18 protein-coding genes, 2 rRNA genes and 1 riboswitch are annotated in these 16849 nt (G+C 31.6%); of the genes, 12 read left to right on the top strand and 8 right to left on the bottom strand.

Annotation, left to right across the window (positions count from 1 at the left end; genetic code table 11):
* The 6 genes from CLHOM_RS01060 to CLHOM_RS01035 all read left to right on the top strand — a co-directional run.
* Positions 1–98 (top strand): 23S ribosomal RNA (locus CLHOM_RS01060); the annotation flags it as partial.
* Positions 99–248: 150 nt separating this feature from the next.
* Positions 249–365 (top strand): 5S ribosomal RNA (gene rrf, locus CLHOM_RS01055).
* Positions 366–514: 149 nt separating this feature from the next.
* Entirely contained in the window at positions 515–1426 is a 912-nt protein-coding gene (locus CLHOM_RS01050; RefSeq protein ID WP_052219816.1) for a D-alanine--D-alanine ligase, read from the top strand.
* Positions 1427–1435: 9 nt separating this feature from the next.
* Complete coding sequence (locus CLHOM_RS01045; RefSeq protein ID WP_052219815.1) at positions 1436–2878, top strand: aminotransferase-like domain-containing protein; 1443 nt, start codon at positions 1436–1438, stop codon at positions 2876–2878.
* 68 nt (positions 2879–2946) lie between these two features.
* Positions 2947–3846, top strand: a complete 900-nt coding sequence (locus CLHOM_RS01040) for a DMT family transporter (protein WP_052219814.1) — start codon at positions 2947–2949, stop codon at positions 3844–3846.
* A 48-nt stretch (positions 3847–3894) separates the two neighbouring features.
* Positions 3895–4521: an SGNH/GDSL hydrolase family protein gene (locus CLHOM_RS01035; RefSeq protein ID WP_052219813.1), complete on the top strand. Its 627-nt coding sequence runs from the start codon at positions 3895–3897 to the stop codon at positions 4519–4521.
* A 63-nt stretch (positions 4522–4584) separates the two neighbouring features.
* On the opposite strand, the gene CLHOM_RS01030 is transcribed toward CLHOM_RS01035, so the two are convergent.
* Positions 4585–4947, bottom strand: a complete 363-nt coding sequence (locus CLHOM_RS01030; protein ID WP_052219812.1) for a P-II family nitrogen regulator — start codon at positions 4945–4947, stop codon at positions 4585–4587.
* 126 nt (positions 4948–5073) lie between these two features.
* Complete coding sequence (locus CLHOM_RS01025; RefSeq protein ID WP_052219811.1) at positions 5074–6321, bottom strand: ammonium transporter; 1248 nt, start codon at positions 6319–6321, stop codon at positions 5074–5076.
* A 290-nt stretch (positions 6322–6611) separates the two neighbouring features.
* On the opposite strand from CLHOM_RS01025, the gene CLHOM_RS01020 reads away from it, so the two are divergent.
* The 5 genes from CLHOM_RS01020 to CLHOM_RS01000 all read left to right on the top strand — a co-directional run bounded on the left by CLHOM_RS01020 (position 6612) and on the right by CLHOM_RS01000 (position 10654).
* Positions 6612–7046 (top strand): MarR family winged helix-turn-helix transcriptional regulator, encoded by a 435-nt coding sequence (locus CLHOM_RS01020; RefSeq protein WP_052219810.1) that lies wholly within the window; start codon positions 6612–6614, stop codon positions 7044–7046.
* Positions 7047–7207: 161 nt separating this feature from the next.
* On the top strand, positions 7208–7651 hold the full coding sequence (locus CLHOM_RS01015) for an OsmC family protein (RefSeq protein ID WP_052219809.1): 444 nt from the start codon (positions 7208–7210) through the stop codon (positions 7649–7651).
* Between the two features lie 74 nt (positions 7652–7725).
* The gene (gene lpdA, locus CLHOM_RS01010) at positions 7726–9396 is read left to right on the top strand and encodes a dihydrolipoyl dehydrogenase (protein ID WP_052219808.1); all 1671 of its coding nucleotides are present in this window, start codon (positions 7726–7728) and stop codon (positions 9394–9396) included.
* Positions 9386–10384, top strand: coding sequence for a lipoate--protein ligase (gene lplA, locus CLHOM_RS01005; protein ID WP_052219807.1), 999 nt, complete (start codon positions 9386–9388; stop codon positions 10382–10384). Before lpdA ends, lplA begins: the two co-directional genes overlap by 11 nt.
* Positions 10385–10453: 69 nt before the next feature.
* Complete coding sequence (locus CLHOM_RS01000; RefSeq protein ID WP_052219806.1) at positions 10454–10654, top strand: hypothetical protein; 201 nt, start codon at positions 10454–10456, stop codon at positions 10652–10654.
* A gap of 82 nt (positions 10655–10736) precedes the next feature.
* Here the strand turns inward: CLHOM_RS01000 and CLHOM_RS00995 are convergent, their stop codons facing one another.
* The 5 genes from CLHOM_RS00995 to thiD all read right to left on the bottom strand — a co-directional run bounded on the left by CLHOM_RS00995 (position 10737) and on the right by thiD (position 14639).
* A complete protein-coding gene (locus CLHOM_RS00995) occupies positions 10737–11531 on the bottom strand; it encodes a hypothetical protein (protein ID WP_052219805.1) in 795 nt (264 codons plus the stop codon).
* A 224-nt stretch (positions 11532–11755) separates the two neighbouring features.
* Positions 11756–11998, bottom strand: coding sequence for a hypothetical protein (locus CLHOM_RS00990; RefSeq protein WP_052219804.1), 243 nt, complete (start codon positions 11996–11998; stop codon positions 11756–11758).
* A 424-nt stretch (positions 11999–12422) separates the two neighbouring features.
* Entirely contained in the window at positions 12423–13055 is a 633-nt protein-coding gene (gene thiE, locus CLHOM_RS00985) for a thiamine phosphate synthase (protein WP_052219803.1), read from the bottom strand.
* Positions 13046–13843, bottom strand: a complete 798-nt coding sequence (gene thiM, locus CLHOM_RS00980; RefSeq protein WP_052219802.1) for a hydroxyethylthiazole kinase — start codon at positions 13841–13843, stop codon at positions 13046–13048. Before thiM ends, thiE begins: the two co-directional genes overlap by 10 nt.
* Positions 13836–14639: a bifunctional hydroxymethylpyrimidine kinase/phosphomethylpyrimidine kinase gene (thiD, locus tag CLHOM_RS00975; RefSeq protein ID WP_052219801.1), complete on the bottom strand. Its 804-nt coding sequence runs from the start codon at positions 14637–14639 to the stop codon at positions 13836–13838. The genes thiM and thiD overlap by 8 nt, the downstream gene beginning before the upstream one ends.
* A gap of 127 nt (positions 14640–14766) precedes the next feature.
* Positions 14767–14866: riboswitch (TPP riboswitch) on the bottom strand.
* Positions 14867–15023: 157 nt separating this feature from the next.
* Between thiD and CLHOM_RS00970 the strand changes: the two genes are divergently transcribed.
* Positions 15024–15947 carry a patatin-like phospholipase family protein gene (locus CLHOM_RS00970; protein ID WP_052219800.1) on the top strand — a complete coding sequence of 308 codons (924 nt, stop codon included), beginning with the start codon at positions 15024–15026 and terminating at the stop codon, positions 15945–15947.
* A gap of 47 nt (positions 15948–15994) precedes the next feature.
* Here CLHOM_RS00970 and CLHOM_RS00965 read toward each other — a convergent pair whose 3' ends face one another.
* Positions 15995–16828: a methyl-accepting chemotaxis protein gene (locus CLHOM_RS00965; RefSeq protein WP_052219799.1), complete on the bottom strand. Its 834-nt coding sequence runs from the start codon at positions 16826–16828 to the stop codon at positions 15995–15997.
* Positions 16829–16849: the final 21 nt, after the last annotated feature.

Genomic DNA, 16849 nt, shown 5'->3' with positions numbered 1-16849 from the left:
AGTAAGACCCCTGAAAGACCATCAGGTTGATAGGTTAGAGGTGTAAGTGCAGTAATGTACTCAGCTGACTAATACTAATAGGTCGAGGACTTGATCAATATTAATTCACTGTGCAATTTTGAGAGAACAAAGTTCTTTCAAAGGAAACTCACTCAGCAGAGCTGAGGAGTACTGATTAATGACACTCTTGAGCAGAAGCTCATGAGTAGCCGACCATCACAAAATCGAAGATTTTGGATGTCTGGCTATCTGGTGGTTATGGCTTGAAGGTAACACCCGTTCCCATTCCGAACACGAAGGTTAAGCTTCAAAGCGCCGATGGTACTGCACTGGTGACGGTGTGGAAGAGTAGGTCGCCGCCGGGTTAATAAAAAGAAGCACTAAAATAAAAATTTTAGTGCTTCTTTTTTATTTATAAATACCACCTAGAGTTTAAAATTGCGAAGCACTGGATATTTAACTTAACCTAGCTAGAGAATAGAATAATATTAAGAAATCTAGTGGAGGTATGTATATGCAGGTTGGAGTTGTAATGGGTGGAGTATCAAATGAAAAGGAAATTTCTATTTTAACTGGAAAAGAAATTATAGATAATTTAGATAAGAGCAAGTATGAGATTTTGCCTGTACCTATAGATTCAAAATATCAACTAATAGATAGAGCAAAATGCTTAGATTTTGCCTTCTTAGCTCTTCATGGAAGCTTTGGTGAGGACGGGGAAGTGCAAGCAATTCTTGAAGCTTTTCAGATACCTTATTCGGGAAGTGGTATATTAGCAAGTTCCTTATGCATGAACAAGCATATGAGTAAAAAAATATTTATGGGAGAAAACATTTTAACCCCTAAATGGGCTTATATAAGCAGGGAAAAGAAATGTAATTATGATGAACTTAAAGCTATAGGTTACCCGCTAATTCTTAAACCAAACAATGGAGGCTCAAGTATAGATATAGCTGTCGTTAATAATAAAGAAGAGTTTCAATTAGCATTAGATAGCTTATTGAAATATCACAAAGGAATTTTAGTTGAAGAATTTATAAAAGGACAAGAGATAACCTGTTGCCTTTTAGATGGAAAGCTCCTTCCTGTAATTTCTATTCAGCACAAGTCAAAATTTTTTGATTTTAATTCAAAGTATAAAGAGGGAAATACCGTTGAAGAAATTATTGAACTTAGCGAGACTTTAAAGCATAAGGTTGAAGATATTGTTAGTAAATGCTGGGATGTTTTTAATTTGAAAGTATACGCTAGAATTGATATGATAATAAAGGATGAAGAAGTATATGTTTTAGAAATAAATACTCTTCCGGGGATGACAAAAAATAGCCTATTTCCTAAAAGCTCTGAAGCTCAAGGGCTTAGTTTTAGTGAACTTTTAGATGAAATAATTAACATATCTATTAGAGAGAGTAACAATAAGATTTGAGGTGTTTTAATGTTTTCTAATTTTAAAATAAATGAAAAGGAAGCAATATTTATTCAAGTTTATAATTATATAAAAAATATGATTGAAAATGGTATGCTTCCATATGAAAGTAAGCTTCCTTCAACGAGAGAAATGGGGATAATGTTAAAAGTAAGTAGAACTACAGTAATTAAGGGCTATGAATTACTTCAAGATAAGGGATTAGTTTATACTGCACAAGGAAAGGGAACTTTTGTATCAAAGGTTCCCTTAAAAAAGTCTAATGAATGGAATATAGATTGGGTAAGAAATTGTACTTCTTATGCAAAAAAGGCAGAATCGTTAGATATAATGAAACATGGAGAACAATATAAGAAGGGAATGATTTCTTTTAAAAGTATAGCTCCAGACGAAAAGTTATTTGATTTAGAAGAGGTAAAGAGAGCATTTCTAAATCGTATATCCATTGAGGGAGAAAAGCTTTTAAATTATGGATATGCTAAAGGATATAAGCCCTTAATCGATTTTATGATGAAGTATATGAAAAACAAAGGAGTAAATATAAAAAATAAAGATATATTAATCACTAATGGTTTCACTGAAGGTTTTGATATAGTTCTTTCAGCTATTGCAGAGAAAGGGGATAAGATAATTTGTGAAAACCCAACTCATAATACTGCTATAAAATTAATGAAGCTTCATGAACTTGATATTATAGGAATTAATATAAACAGTGATGGAGTTGATTTTAAACAGTTAGAAAGTAAGCTTAAGAACAATAAAATAAAAGCAGCTTATATAATTCCTTCATATCATAATCCTACAGGAATGGTTATGCCTTATGAAAACAGAGAAGTTATGTATGATATATTAAGGAAAGAAAATATTCCAATCATTGAAGATGGTTTTAACGAAGAGTTACAGCATCTTGGGAGTCATATTTCTCCTATGGCAGCTATTTGTGGAGAAGAAAATTCAGTAATTTATATTGGGAGTTTATCCAAGATACTTTTTCCTGGTCTCAGAATAGGATGGGTATTTGGGGATAAAAGGCTTATAGAAATACTTGAAAGTATTAAAAGAAGCAAAAATATACATACCTCATTTTTAGATCAGGGAATTCTCTATGAATATATGAATAGTGGTGTATTTGAAAGATATGTAAAGAAAGTAAGGAGTACATATAGGGAAAAATATAAGTACTGCAGAACTTTAGTAGAAAAGTATATACCTTATAAAGAGATAATAGGAGATGGGGGATTATACTTATTTATAAAGCTGGATAATATAAATTCTAAGGAACTGCTTCAAAGATGCTATAAAAGAGGAGTCATATTTATGCCAGGAGATATATTCTATACTGATGGTAGGGGAGAGGATACTATTAGATTGAGTTTTGGTAGGGCATCTATGGAAGAAATGGAGAGAGGAATTAAAATTATAGGAGAAGAAGCAAGAGCTATTGTTTTATAATGTGCATTTTTGTTATACTTAGCAAGTAAAGAAATAGACAAATAACATCATAGTTTGGGGGAAAAATAATGTTTCAATCACACATAGGAGAGTTTGCAGCACTATTAACAGCATTTTTTTGGACAACTACTGCAATGGTTTTTGAATCTGCAGGTAAAAAAGTTGGTTCACTTCAAGTAAATTATATTAGACTTATGTTTGCATTCATATTTATTAGTATATACACACTTATTTCAAGAGGGTTATTTTTACCTGTTGACGCCAGTACAAGTACTTGGGTTTGGCTGCTTATATCTGGTTTAGTAGGGTTTGTGTTAGGAGACTTATTTCTATTCCAAGCGTATGTTGAAATTGGAGCTAGAATCTCTATGCTTATAATGTCTTCTGTACCTCCACTAACGGCTATTTTAAGTTATTTTGTTCTAGGTGAAAAACTAACTAAAGTAAATATTTTAGGGATGACTATAACAGTACTAGGAATTGCACTAGTTGTATTGAAGAAAAAAGAAGGAGAAGAAGGAAAGGTACAATTCGCACATTCTGCTAAAGGCTTATTTTTTGCTTTTTTAGGAGCTGTAGGTCAAGCTACAGGAATGGTTATTAGTAAATTTGGAATGCAGAATTATAATCCTTTTGCAGCTACTCAAATAAGAATCATTGCTGGATTATTTGGATTTACAGTCTTGTTTTTTATTATGAAAAGATGGGGAAATTTAGCTTTAGCATTTAAAAATAAGGAAGCACTTAAGAGAATTTCTGTAGGTGCACTATTTGGACCATTTTTAGGAGTTTCCTTTCAACTTTTATCCCTGCAGTACACTTCAGCAGGTGTAACTTCTACTATAACCGCTATTATACCAGTATTAATAATACCTCCTGCAGTAATTTTATTTAAAGAAAAGTTAACTTCAAAAGAGCTGTTTGGTTCAATGGTTACAATAGTAGGTGTAGCAATATTATTCTTATAATATTTTATCCACTGTAATATGAAATAACTTTAAGATAAGGGTGAGATTATGAAAACTGTATTATGTTATGGAGATTCTAATACATGGGGTTATAATCCTAGAACAAAGAAAAAGTATAATGAAGGAATAAGATGGAGCAGTATTCTTGAAAAGGAATTAGGAGAAGACTATAAAGTAATAACTGAAGGGTTAAATGGAAGAACAACAGTGTGGAATGATCCTATTGAAGGAGAATTTAAAAACGGAAAGACATATCTTATCCCATGTATTCATAGTCATAAGCCAATTGATTTAATTATATTTTATTTAGGAGCAAATGATTTAAAATATAGATTTAATGTAACAGCTTACGATATTGCAAAATCTATTGAAACTCTAGTTAATATAACAAGAGAAAGTAAAACTGGTGTTGGAGAAAAGACACCCAAAATACTTGTTATTATACCTACAAAGATTGGAAATCTAGATGAGCCAAAGGGAGCCTTTTTTGGTGCAGAAGAAAAAAGCCAAAGGTTACCTTGTGAATTTAATAAAGTATTCGAAAATAGTGAAGTTATTTTATTTGATTCAAACGAAATTATCAAAACAAGTTCTATAGATGGAGTTCATCTAGATGAAGAAAGTCACAAAATCTTAGGATTTGAAGTAGCAAGAATAGTTAAGAAAATATTGTAATTAAAATAAGGCACAATAATGGTTAATTCCATCATTGTGCCTTATTTGCATAAAAACTAATGATTATTCATGATCCTGTAAGGCATCTCTACCTTCTTCGCCAGTTCTAATTTTTACTACATTAGCTACATCATAAATAAATATCTTTCCATCACCAATTTTACCAGTTCTAAGTACTTTTTCTGCAGTTTTCACAACTAAGTCAACAGGGACTTCGCAAACTACAATTTCTACTTTTACCTTTGGAATTAAGTTAATGTCTACAGGTACACCACGATAATATTCAGTGTAACCCTTTTGCATTCCACATCCTAGAACATTAGAAACAGTCATACCAGTGATTCCTATTTTTCGTAATTCTTCTTTCAATTCTTCAAACTTATTTGGACGTGTAATTATATCTATTTTGGTCATTTTTGTGTTCATAAACATGCCCCCTTGTACCTAAATAATTATTACATTCAGATATATAGAAGTATAATAACATAGATTCTGAATAAAAGCTATAACAAGCTTTAGACAATGTTAAAATGTTAATTATAAGGAATTAATCTATAAATCAAGACCGCTATTTGCATAAGCTTCTTCACCATGAAGAGATACGTCTAAACCTACACTTTCTTCTTCCTCATCAGTTCTTATCTTTACAAATACCCCAATAACTTTTAATATTACAAAGGTCACTATTGCTGCATAAAGAGCACAACTTAGAGCTGATATCAGGTGAACTTTTAGAAGCTCAAAATTTCCGTATAAAACACCATCTGCACCTGCAGGGTTTACTTTTGTTGTTGCAAATATTGCAGTTGCTATTGCTCCCCAAAATCCAGCAACTCCATGGCATCCAAATGCATCTAATGTATCGTCATATCCAAGTTTAACTTTTAAGAATGCAATGGCGAAAAAGCTTGCTATTCCTCCGACTAATCCTATGAAAATTGCTGATGTTGGAGTAACATATCCAGCACCTTGAGTTATAGCAACAAGACCTGCTACTGCACCAGTTACTGTTCCAAGTACTGTTGGCTTTTTATTGATTATCCATTCGCAAGCAGCCCAAGAAATAGCTCCGGCAGCTGCAGAAGTGTTAGTAGTTAAAAAGGCATTTACTGCGACACCATTGGCTGCAAGAGCACTTCCAGCATTAAATCCAAACCATCCGAACCATAGTAAACCTCCACCTAAGATTGCCATAGGAATATGATGAGGTTCTGGCTTAGTTTTTTTTCTTCTACCAATTACAAGGGCAGCAACAAGACCAGAAATACCTGAATTTATTTCAACAACGTTTCCTCCAGCAAAGTCTAGAACACCTAAATTTTTTAACCAACCAAAGTTTCCATTTGCACTTCCCCATACCCAGTGAGCGATAGGGTCATACACAAATGTGCTCCATAAGATTACAAATATAATAAAAGCAGGAAATCTCATACGTTCAGCAAAAGATCCTGAAATAACTGCTACTGTGATAGCAGCGAACATCATTTGAAAAACAGCAAATAATAAATGTGGAATTGATGTGGAATAAACTCCATCAGCTTCAAAGCCAACATTATGCAAAAAAGACCAATCCAAACTGCCAATAAACCCTTTTATATCAGGTCCAAAGGCAAGAGAATATCCAATCAATATCCATTGAATAGATATTATTATTAATGCAGCATAGCTGTGCATAGTTGTACCAAGAACATTCTTACTTTTTACCATACCTCCATAAAAAAGTGCTAGTCCAGGTACCATTAACATAACTAGTGCTGCTGAGAAGATAACAAAAGACATATCTGCTCCGTTTAATCCCATAATTAAGTTCCCCCCATATTTTATATTTTAAACACACTCTATCATTTTAATTTTAAATTATTAATTTGTCAATAATATAGATAATTTGGTGATAATATAATATCTTTATAAAAGAAAATATCGTATTTTATCAAAAAATAAGGTTGAGAATTTGTAAAATAGAAATATTAAAAATGCTTTTTTAAGACAAATGAGTTATTAATATGGCATTTTATCATATGCATATTGAACTTTAAGAAAATTTGTCATAATATATTAAAAGTAAGTATTTTAATAGGGGGTATAATTTAATGTTTGATATAGATACATGTTTAGCTTTCATCACAGGAGTTACAGCAAAAAAAGTTGCAGATTATTTCAATGAAATATTAACAAAAAAAGGAATTACACGAGTTCAATGGATGGCACTTTATTATATTGGTAAGCATAACAAATTAACTCAGGCTGAGCTGGCAAATCTTATGAATATAAAAGCATCAACAGTAGTAAGGCTTTTAGATAGAATGGAAAGGGAAGAATATATAATCAGGGAAAGAAGTTTAGAAGATAGAAGAGTAATCTTCATATCTTTAACAAAGAAAGGAAGTAATTTGAGGACGGAACTTTTACCAGAAGGAGAAAAGATGAGTTTAATAGTAAGAGAAGGATTAAATGATGAAGAGATAAGAATATTTAAGCATGTACTAGATAAAATTACAAATAACGTGGATTCAAAAGAAATATAAAATTTTATTAATAAAAAACGCCTTTTTCAGGCGTTGTTATTTTCCATAATAGTTGCTATACTAATTATTGTAACAGCAATCATTGCTGTTACAATAATTAAAATATTAACAATTACTAAGAGATAGTGAAACAAAAATAAATTTATAAAGGAGTGTTTATTATGCCAATGACAACGTTTAAAGCAATAGCAAGAAAAAAAGAAGGCTTAGCAGTAGAAGCTGAAGCTAGAGATTTTAAAGTATTAATAGACGAACCAGAAGAACTAGGTGGAACAAACAGAGGAATGAATCCAGTTGAATTATTACTTTGCAGTCTTGGTGCATGCCAAACAATAGTTGCATCAGCTTTTGCAGGAGAATTTGGTATCAACTTAGAAGATTTTTGGGTAGAAGTAGAAGGAGATTTAGATACAGATGGTTTCTTAGGACTTGCAGATGTTAGAATGGGCTATTCAAATATTAGATTTAATATGCATATAAAGAGTGATGCTTCAGAGGAGACAATTAAGGAATTTGTAGAGTTCATTGAAAAAAGGTGTCCTGTTGGAGACTCTATAGGTAATGGTGTAAAACTGGACAAAGCCAAAATTACAATTGAAAAATAAAACCTATTTTTAAGGGAAACTAGAATTGTTAGTTTTCCTTTGATTCTTTTTATTATTTATTTTGGAGGTAAATCATGATTACAGAAGTTAAAGCTACAAGATTAGGAAGTATAGGTAAAATTAATGTACAGGTGGGCAGCAAGATTGCAGCAGGACAAGAACTCTTAACAATGGAAACTAAGAAGGGAAATGCAGTAATAAAAGCTACATGTAATGGAATTGTAGAATCTATTGAAGTTGAAGAAGGTATGGAAGTAAAAGTTGCGCAAGTTCTTTTAAAGGTAAGAGAGGTTCAAGAAGAAAATAATTCAAGTAAAAATGAAGAAAAGATAAAGCCAGTGGAAAAAATAGAAAGTGAAATAACAGTCATTGGTGGTGGTCCTGGTGGATATGTAGCTGCAATTAAAGCTTCTAAGATGGGAGCAAAGGTTGTTCTTGTAGAAAAAGAATTCTTAGGAGGTACATGTTTAAACTGTGGCTGTATACCTACAAAGGCTCTTGTCCGTTCTGCAGAAGTGTATGATAGCATTAGAGAGGCTGATGCCTTTGGCATAACCGCAAAAGAATTTAAGGTAGACATGGCAAAAGTAATAGAAAGAAAAAATTCTATAGTATCTCGATTAGTTCAGGGTATAGAATATTTAATGGATAAAAACAGTATTAAAGTTATAAAAGGCAATGGAAAGTTTTTAGACAAAAATACAGTAGAAGCGGAAACAGAGGATAAAAAAATACAAATACACAGTAAAAATGTAATTTTAGCAACTGGTTCAGAAACTGTATATTTACCTATACCAGGAGCAAAATCTAAAAATGTTCTAACAAGCAAAGAAATTTTAGATTTAAAAGAGCTTCCAGAAAGCTTAGCTATAATCGGCGGCGGAGTTATAGGAATGGAATTTGCATTTATTTTTGCATCCTTTGGAGTAAAGGTATCTGTAGTAGAATTTTTAGACAATATACTTCAAATGTTAGACCAAGATGTAATACATGAAATCACAGCTGCAGCTAAGAAAAAAGGAATCACTCTTTATACAGGCTCTAAGGTGGAAGAAATAATTGATACAGAAGATAATAAGAGCATATTAAAGTTCACTAAAAATGGAGAGGCAAAATATATATCGATCCATAAAGTTCTTATGGCTGTTGGAAGAAAGCCTTATTTAGATAATTTATCATTAGAAAATGCTGGGGTAGAATTAAATGACAATAAAAAAGGAATAAAAGTAAGCTTAAAAATGAACACTAATGTGTCTAATATATATGCTATAGGTGATGCTACAAATATTATTCAATTAGCTCATGTGGCATCTCACCAAGGGCTAGTAGCTGTTGAAAATATAATGGGCAAGGATATGGAAATGGATTATAGTGCTGTTCCAAGCGCAATATTTACTCACCCAGAAATAGCTACAGTTGGTTTAACAGAAAAAATAGCTAAAGAAAAGGGACTAAATATTGAGATTGGAAAGTTTCCTTATGCGGCTAATGGTAAGGCACTTACTATGGGAGATGAAAGAGGCTTTATTAAAATAATAAAAGACAAAGCTACAAGAAAGATAGTGGGAGCCAGCATCATTGGAATAAATTCAGCAGATTTAATCTCGCCATTAACCATAGCAATTAGAAATGGCTTAACAACAGAACAGATAATAGAGACTATCTTTGCACATCCTACTACTGCTGAGGTAATTCACGAAGGAGTATTATCTGTTGAAGGGGGAGCATTACATTTTGCAGAATAACTATACACTAAAGCTTGTAAAATCCACAAGTTATGATCCTTGGTACAATTTAGCTCTTGAAGAACATCTTTTTAATAAGGCGGAAGACAATGAGATAATATTTTATCTATGGCAAAATGATAATACAGTTGTAATTGGAAGAAACCAAAATCCTTGGAGAGAATGTAGATATACTGAGCTTGAAAGGGATGAAGGGAAGCTTGCTAGGAGGCTTTCTGGTGGAGGTGCTGTTTATCACGATTTAGGTAATATGAACTTCACATTTATTATGAAAGAAAGCTTATACAATGTAGAAAAGCAGCTTCAAGTTATAATAAATGGTGTAAAAAAGCTAGGAATAAATGCTGAGTTTTCAGGAAGAAACGATATACTAGTGGAAGGAAAGAAATTTTCAGGAAATGCCTTCTACTCTGATGAAGGTAGATGCTACCATCATGGTACTCTTTTAGTAGACTCTGATATTAGCAAGCTTTGCCAATACCTTAAGGTTAGCAAGGAGAAGATGGAATCTAAAGGAATTAAATCAGTTCAGGCAAGAGTTATAAACCTTAAGGAGATTAATACTTCTATAGATATTAAAAAACTTAGTGAAGCTTTAGAAATTAGCTTTCAAGAGGTTTATAACAGCAGCATAAGTGAAAACGCTATTATGTCTGGTGATACCTCTGAGTTTAAAGAGCTTTATGATAAATACTCCTCTTGGAAATGGAGATATGGAGAGACTCCAAACTTTCAGATAAGCTTTTATAACAGGTTCTCCTGGGGGGATTTAGACATTAACCTTAATTTAAGAGACGGAGAAGTAATGAGCATTGCTATATTTTCTGATGCTATGGACTATAAGCTGATAAAGGATATGGAAAAGTCCATACAGGGCATTAAATTTGAAAAGCTAGAAATTTTACAAAAGCTAGAGATGTTAAATGAGATTTATGATAAAAATATAATAAGTGATATAGAAAATTGGCTAAATGAAAAGGATATATAAATAATAATGATTTTAAATGTGAATACTAATGTTACTCTTTAAGTTAATAATAAAATAAGGAGGCTTAGTATGTCACAAAATAATATTTTTTATAAAAATAAACTAAATGATATACCTTCAGCACATCCATTGGATTATAGAAAAGGTGAAGTATCAAATAAAGTCATCAATGAAGGAGTAATAAAACAAAAATCGGAAATTGAAAGTAGTGTAAATGGAGTTGTTGTAAGAGAAGAAGATTTAGACGGGATACAATTCAGATGGTTATAATGAAATAAGGTCATGAACCTTTCATGACCTTATTTCAGGCTGTTGATAAACATAATTTACCAACAGCCTGACTAGAAGTAATCTAGTCTATTTTTTTTCTCATAAAGAAATCAAATTTATCTTTTTTAGGTGTTGAAACGGATATATTTCTTTGATGGTAGGTGTCCTTATATTCAGAAACTTGACTATCTACAATATATCCATTATCAGTTTTACCTGCTTGTACCCAACCCATAAATATATAGGTATGAGAAGGAGCGCCAGAAGTTGATTTAACTGTAAAGCACACATCTCCTGGTTCTAGCTTATTGTAATCGGTAATTTTTTCCCAGCCATCCTTTTCAAGTTGCTTTACAAGGGAATCTGTGTTTATTATCTTATCACTAATAGTGTATCCATTATCTCTTAAGATTTGTGCTATAAATGTTGTTGCAAGACCTTTACTATTTCCTTTGTTTAAAGATGTAGCCTTATTAAGAGATGATGTTCTATTTTTTGAATCTGTCAAATATGTATATAATTTTGAATTTAATTTTTCAGAGGTAACTTGTACAGTACCTTGAGTATTAGAAGTATTACCTGTGTTGGCATTGCTATCTTTTGCAGAGGTGTCATTTGAAGTATTTCCCGAAGTTGAAACAATTTCAGGTTTTGAATCATCAATACTACCTTTTGCTAAATTAATAGTAAAAGAGAACATTTGTATAATTGTCAGAGTAAAAATTATTAAAAGTGGTATTCCAACAGCAGCGAAAGTTATATTTGTTATCCTAGCATTTCTATCAGACATTTCGTGCATTTCTTTTATATATTTTTGAGTATCTTCCATGCTTTCCAAGTTACTAAATTTATTTGAAAATTTACTTTTATTGTTCATTATTTTACCTACTCTCATTTATTATTTATTAGAAAAATCAGATTTGTATGTCGATAAATATTGTAATTTAAAGTAGATATTTATCATAATATTAATTTTAACAGATAATCTTAGATGAGTAAATAAAATAAGATTTTAATAAAATGAAAACAATTGTTACTAATGGGAAGTTGTATGAAAGAAAAAGGATTGTTTTGCCATTATGGCAAAACAATCCTTTAATATTAATTTATAATATATAAAAAACTGATAAATAACGAAATAAGTACTAAACTGCTTATAGGTAAAAGAATATTTTTATTTTTTATTTTAGAAGTTTCTTTATGAGCATCTAAAAGATAAATATAATGAGCAAGATTTATTCTTTCAGATTTACAGTAGTCATTTATTTCATGTATCTTATTATTTGTTTTAAAAAGCTCTAAATTAGACCCTAATGGATGAGAATTTACTCCGGGCTTTAACATGCATATTACCTCCTAATACTGATTGTTTTGTTAATAAAGTTAAGTCATTTGTTTTTACTATCATTTCCACTTTCTCCTTTCTTTGATATTTAATACAAAATTTAATAAAAAGCTGTGGATTTCCACAGCTTTAAAACAGAGTAATTTAATTTAAAATATATAAAGCCATGGGTGTTTTAACCCATGGCCATTTTAAACATCAATAAATAATTAAAAATTCTAATAGATTAATTAAATATTCTTTATGGTAGAGCTAAAAACACATTTATTATATGAAGTTTTTAAACTGTATGCATTAACTAACATAAACATAACTCTACCTCCTTTAAAATATTTTCATTTATTTTCCTTTATTAGTATATAGTTATTTAATGGAAAAGTCAATAGACTTTTACTAAAATTATTAAAATATTGAAATCAATAATTATTTTGTATAATTGTTAATAACATTTCTTAAATTTCTAGAAGAATTTTCAATATTGTCATTTGCTAAAATAGCAGATATTAATGAAATACCATTAACCCCGGCTTTCATAACCTCTTCACAATTGTTTTTATTAATTCCACCAATAGCTACAGAAGGTATTTTAATTTTATTTACAATCTCTTTAAGACCTTCAATTCCAATAGGCTCTTCTATATCTTTTTTAGTTCCAGTGAAGAAAACAGTACCAATGCCTAAGTAATCGGCACCGTTCTTTTCTGCTTCTAGAGCTTCAGATATGCTGCCAGCAGAAATACCTATAATCTTATCCTTCCCAAGAATCTTTCTAGCAATTTCAATGGGCATATCACTTTGTCCAAGATGTATTCCATCAGCATCAATTGCAAGAGCGATGTCTATTCTATCGTTAATTATCAATGGAATATTATATTTAGTTGTGACTTCTTTAACCTCTTTAGCAACTTTAAAAAATTCTCTTGTGGATATATCTTTTTCTCTAACCTGTATTAAAGTTACGCCTCCTTCTATTGCTTCTCTTACACAATTAGCAAGAGATCTTCCATTTAAAAAGCTTCTATCAGTAATTAAATATAAACTATAATCTACAACCATGTTACTTTACCTTCCTTTAGGAAATCTTCTTCTTTTAGGTTATATATTTCGTCAATAAGCTTAACTCTAAAGCTTCCAGGGGCTTTTGTAAGTTTTTCAGCATGTTCTCCGGCTAAATTCATCGCAAGAACGGAAGCTATTCCTGCAATAAATTTATCTTTCTCAGCTGCTGCAGTCGCAGCGGTTAAAGCTCCAACCATACATCCAGCACCAGTTATAAGAGTTAAAAGCTTTGTTCCATTTTTAATTATTGCTGTCCTTTTTCCATCAGTAACTATATCTTCTGCTCCAGTAGCAATAACAGTGCAGTTATATTTTAAAGCAAGACTTTCACAAGCTTCTACAGAATTATTACCATCATCAATGGAGTCAACTCCTCTTGATTTAGACTCGTAGCCTGCAAGATATTTAATTTCTCCTAGGTTGCCTTTTATAATATCCACCTTACCTAATTGGAAAATTCTGTTTATAACATCCATTTTTCTCTTTATAGCACCACAGGCAACAGGATCTAGTACTACAGGAACGTTATAGTTTTTTGCTGATATGACAGCCATTATGATAGCTTGTTCCTGTTCTTTTGTAAGGGTGCCTATGTTTATGTATAGGGCAGAAGAAATAGATGCAAAATCATAGGTTTCATCATAAGCTTCAGCCATAGCAGGAGAGGCACCATAGGAAAGAAGTATGTTTGCACAGTCATTAATGGTAACATAATTTGTAATAGCATGAATTAGTGGAGTAGTTGTTCTTACATTAGTTATTATTTTAGAAACATCATTAATCATATTTTACACCAGCCTTTTTGTATAAATTTATAAAATGTCCTACTGGACCAACACCGTGACCTATAGAAAATGAATTTTCAATAGTCGTATTAATATACTCTTTTCCCAGTTTAACTGAATGCGCAGTGGAATATCCTTTTGCAATATAGGTTGCAATTGCAGAGGAGAGAGTACAACCTGTGCCATGAGTATTTATAGTTTCAATTCTTTTACTTTCAAAACTAATAGATTCACCATTATAGTAAAGAATATCTGTTGAATTAGTTGGGCAATGGCCTCCTTTTATCAAAACATTTTTTGCACCAAGTTCAGCAATTTTTATAGCAGCATTTTTCATATCTTGTTCACAGGAAATTTTCATTCCTGTAAGTTCTTCAGCTTCAGGAATATTTGGAGTTACAATATGAGCTATTCCAATTAAATCCTTTAGAGCATCTATGGCTTCAGGTCTTAAAAGGTAGTAGCCGCTTTTCGATATCATAACAGGATCTAAAATAATATTTGTAACTTCATACTCTACTAAAAGAGCTTTTATTGTTTTGATTATTTCTGAGTTAGAAACCATACCTATTTTTACGGAATCTACTGAAATATCATCGAAAATAGCTCTTATTTGTGCTTCAACAATCTCTTTAGAAATTTCTTGAACCGCTGTTACACCTAAAGTATTTTGAGCTGTTACTGCACATATTACACTCATTCCGTACGCTCCAAGGGCACTGATGGTCTTCAAATCAGCTTGAATACCTGCCCCTCCACAGCTATCAGAGCCTGCAATAGTAAGCACTTTTTTCATAGAACCATCCTTTCATTAGAAAATAAAAAACATTCATACAGATATTATTGCATGAATGCTTAGAAACGAAGCTTTTAAATAAATTAAAAGCTCCTTTGCACAAAGCAAAAGGAGCTATATAAAGCATATAAACTTCTTCATTGCTTCCTACGCTAGTATAATCTAGGTTCAGGTTCTAAGGGTTAGAATTTCTTCTTCTCAGCCTAAAGGCACCCCTGCAATAATTCACATATTTTCTTTTACTAAATTATATTTTTATAATTCTTAAAAGTCAATAGAAATAATATATTATTTTATAATGTGTATAATGTATATGGTGCCAGGCACCGGAGAAAGGAGAAAAGTGACACGGTCGAAAATAGTAATTGTGAGGGAGGAAATAGGGTGAAGATAGATGCTGTATTTGAAGGTGGGGGAGTAAAAGGAATTGGGCTATTGGGTGCTGTATGCTGCCTTGAAGATAGGGGATATGAAATTCAAAACTATGCTGGCTCTTCTGCTGGTGCAATGATAGCTGCACTTTTAGCAGCAGGGTATAAGGGGAATGAATTAAGCAAAATTATATTAAATATGGATTATGAAGTTTTTTTAGATAAGAAAAAATTTAAAGATTTTATGCCCATATATATTCCAGAAAATATAATTAGATTATTAAAAGATAAAGGAATTTATTCTGGAGATCCTATTGAAGAATATCTTAAACAGCTATTGATAAAGAAGGGAAAAGTGAAATTCAAGCATATTAGCGTAAATGGTAAGTCACCACTGAAGATAATTGCATCAGATATTACAAAGGGAGATATGCTTATACTTCCAGACGATCTAGTTAAGTATGATATCGATCCAATGGAATTTGAAATTTCTAAGGCTGTAAGGATGAGTATTAGCATTCCATTCTTTTTTAAACCAGTAAAGATAAAATATAATGATGAAATAAGTTATGTGGTAGATGGAGGAATCTTAAGCAATTATCCCATATGGATATTTGATGTACAAGGAACTCCCAGGTGGCCAACCTTTGGAATGAAGCTTGTAGATGAAAATAAAAGTTACACATCTAGAAAGAGAACAGATATTGTTTCTTATTCTTTAGATATAATTAGTGCTATGCTAAATAAAAATGAAGAAATTTATGTTAAGGATAAGGATTGGGTAAGAACTATTAGTATTCCGACATTAGGTGTAGAAACTACAGATTTTAGCTTAAAAAAAGAAAAAGCACTTCAATTATTTGAAGCAGGATATAAAAGTGCTGAGAAATTTCTCGGGAATTGGAACTTCCAAAAATATAAAAATGATTATAGATAAAAATTAAAAGGTGATGTTAGAAAATCTAAATATCACCTTTATTTTTGTTAAGTAAATTTTTTTGAAAAAATTTCTAACTGCAAGGTAGCATTGTGGATGTTTTCCAAAGCAGAAGCCATTTCTTCTGTTGATGCAGCCTGTTCTTGACTAATGGATGCAACGCTATCTATATCTGCACTTATCTGATTAACTGAGGTATTAATATCCTCAAGTATTTTTTTGATTTTTGTTACTGATTCTTGACTTTGATTAGCTAGTTTACGTATTTCACTGGCAACAACACCAAAACCTCTACCTTGATCACCGGCTCTAGCAGCTTCGATAGCAGCATTTAGACCGAGAAGATTAATCTGTGTTGCTATATTTTTGATTAGTTCTAGAGCTTCATCAGTTTGGGCTGCTTTTTTTAATGTATCCTGAACCTTTTCAGTAGCAGTTTGACCCGATTTTGCTAAAATAGTAGCACTTGCAGCAACTTGTTCAATACTTTCATTTGCTTGCTTAGTTGAATTAGAAAGTTCATTAATTCCGTTCATTAATTGGTAGCTTTCATTTAAGTTAACTGCGGAGTTTATGCTGCCGATGATCTTTCCTTGAGAATTTTTAATGGGATTTGAAAAAACCTTAATTTCTACTCCAGAGGCTCTATCACGCGCATTTTGAATTATAAGTTTTCCAGAAGAAATGCAGTTTTTTATTGCCTTTGAACTATTGAAGGACTCTCCAACATTTATATCTAAGTTAAAGCTATTTGCTGGAGCGTAAGCTATGTATTTTTCAAGGTTAGTTACTGTAAAGGACATATCATCTCTTGTTATTGCATTTAACAGTGGAAGTGCTTGGCAGATATTCTCTAAAATTATGCTATCATTATCGGACATTAAAATTCCTCCAATACAAAA

The sequence above is a fragment of the Clostridium homopropionicum DSM 5847 genome (assembly GCF_001263795.1).
In the GTDB taxonomy this organism is placed as follows: domain Bacteria; phylum Bacillota; class Clostridia; order Clostridiales; family Clostridiaceae; genus Clostridium_H; species Clostridium_H homopropionicum.
The sequence above is the reverse complement of the archived record's forward strand: the minus strand, read 5'-3'. Positions and strand labels throughout refer to the sequence as shown.

What these genes read in the sequence shown, in the direction of transcription:
- CLHOM_RS01050 (WP_052219816.1), top strand. Translation starts at nt 515, where the DNA reads ATGCAGGTTGGAGTTGTAATGGGTGGAGTATCAAATGAAAAGGAAATT.
- CLHOM_RS01045 (WP_052219815.1), top strand. Translation starts at nt 1,436, where the DNA reads ATGTTTTCTAATTTTAAAATAAATGAAAAGGAAGCAATATTTATTCAA.
- CLHOM_RS01040 (WP_052219814.1), top strand. Translation starts at nt 2,947, where the DNA reads ATGTTTCAATCACACATAGGAGAGTTTGCAGCACTATTAACAGCATTT.
- CLHOM_RS01035 (WP_052219813.1), top strand. Translation starts at nt 3,895, where the DNA reads ATGAAAACTGTATTATGTTATGGAGATTCTAATACATGGGGTTATAAT.
- CLHOM_RS01030 (WP_052219812.1), bottom strand. Translation starts at nt 4,947, where the DNA reads ATGAACACAAAAATGACCAAAATAGATATAATTACACGTCCAAATAAG.
- CLHOM_RS01025 (WP_052219811.1), bottom strand. Translation starts at nt 6,321, where the DNA reads ATGGGATTAAACGGAGCAGATATGTCTTTTGTTATCTTCTCAGCAGCA.
- CLHOM_RS01020 (WP_052219810.1), top strand. Translation starts at nt 6,612, where the DNA reads ATGTTTGATATAGATACATGTTTAGCTTTCATCACAGGAGTTACAGCA.
- CLHOM_RS01015 (WP_052219809.1), top strand. Translation starts at nt 7,208, where the DNA reads ATGCCAATGACAACGTTTAAAGCAATAGCAAGAAAAAAAGAAGGCTTA.
- lpdA (WP_052219808.1), top strand. Translation starts at nt 7,726, where the DNA reads ATGATTACAGAAGTTAAAGCTACAAGATTAGGAAGTATAGGTAAAATT.
- CLHOM_RS01000 (WP_052219806.1), top strand. Translation starts at nt 10,454, where the DNA reads ATGTCACAAAATAATATTTTTTATAAAAATAAACTAAATGATATACCT.
- CLHOM_RS00995 (WP_052219805.1), bottom strand. Translation starts at nt 11,531, where the DNA reads ATGAACAATAAAAGTAAATTTTCAAATAAATTTAGTAACTTGGAAAGC.
- CLHOM_RS00990 (WP_052219804.1), bottom strand. Translation starts at nt 11,998, where the DNA reads ATGTTAAAGCCCGGAGTAAATTCTCATCCATTAGGGTCTAATTTAGAG.
- thiE (WP_052219803.1), bottom strand. Translation starts at nt 13,055, where the DNA reads ATGGTTGTAGATTATAGTTTATATTTAATTACTGATAGAAGCTTTTTA.
- thiM (WP_052219802.1), bottom strand. Translation starts at nt 13,843, where the DNA reads ATGATTAATGATGTTTCTAAAATAATAACTAATGTAAGAACAACTACT.
- thiD (WP_052219801.1), bottom strand. Translation starts at nt 14,639, where the DNA reads ATGAAAAAAGTGCTTACTATTGCAGGCTCTGATAGCTGTGGAGGGGCA.
- CLHOM_RS00965 (WP_052219799.1), bottom strand. Translation starts at nt 16,828, where the DNA reads ATGTCCGATAATGATAGCATAATTTTAGAGAATATCTGCCAAGCACTT.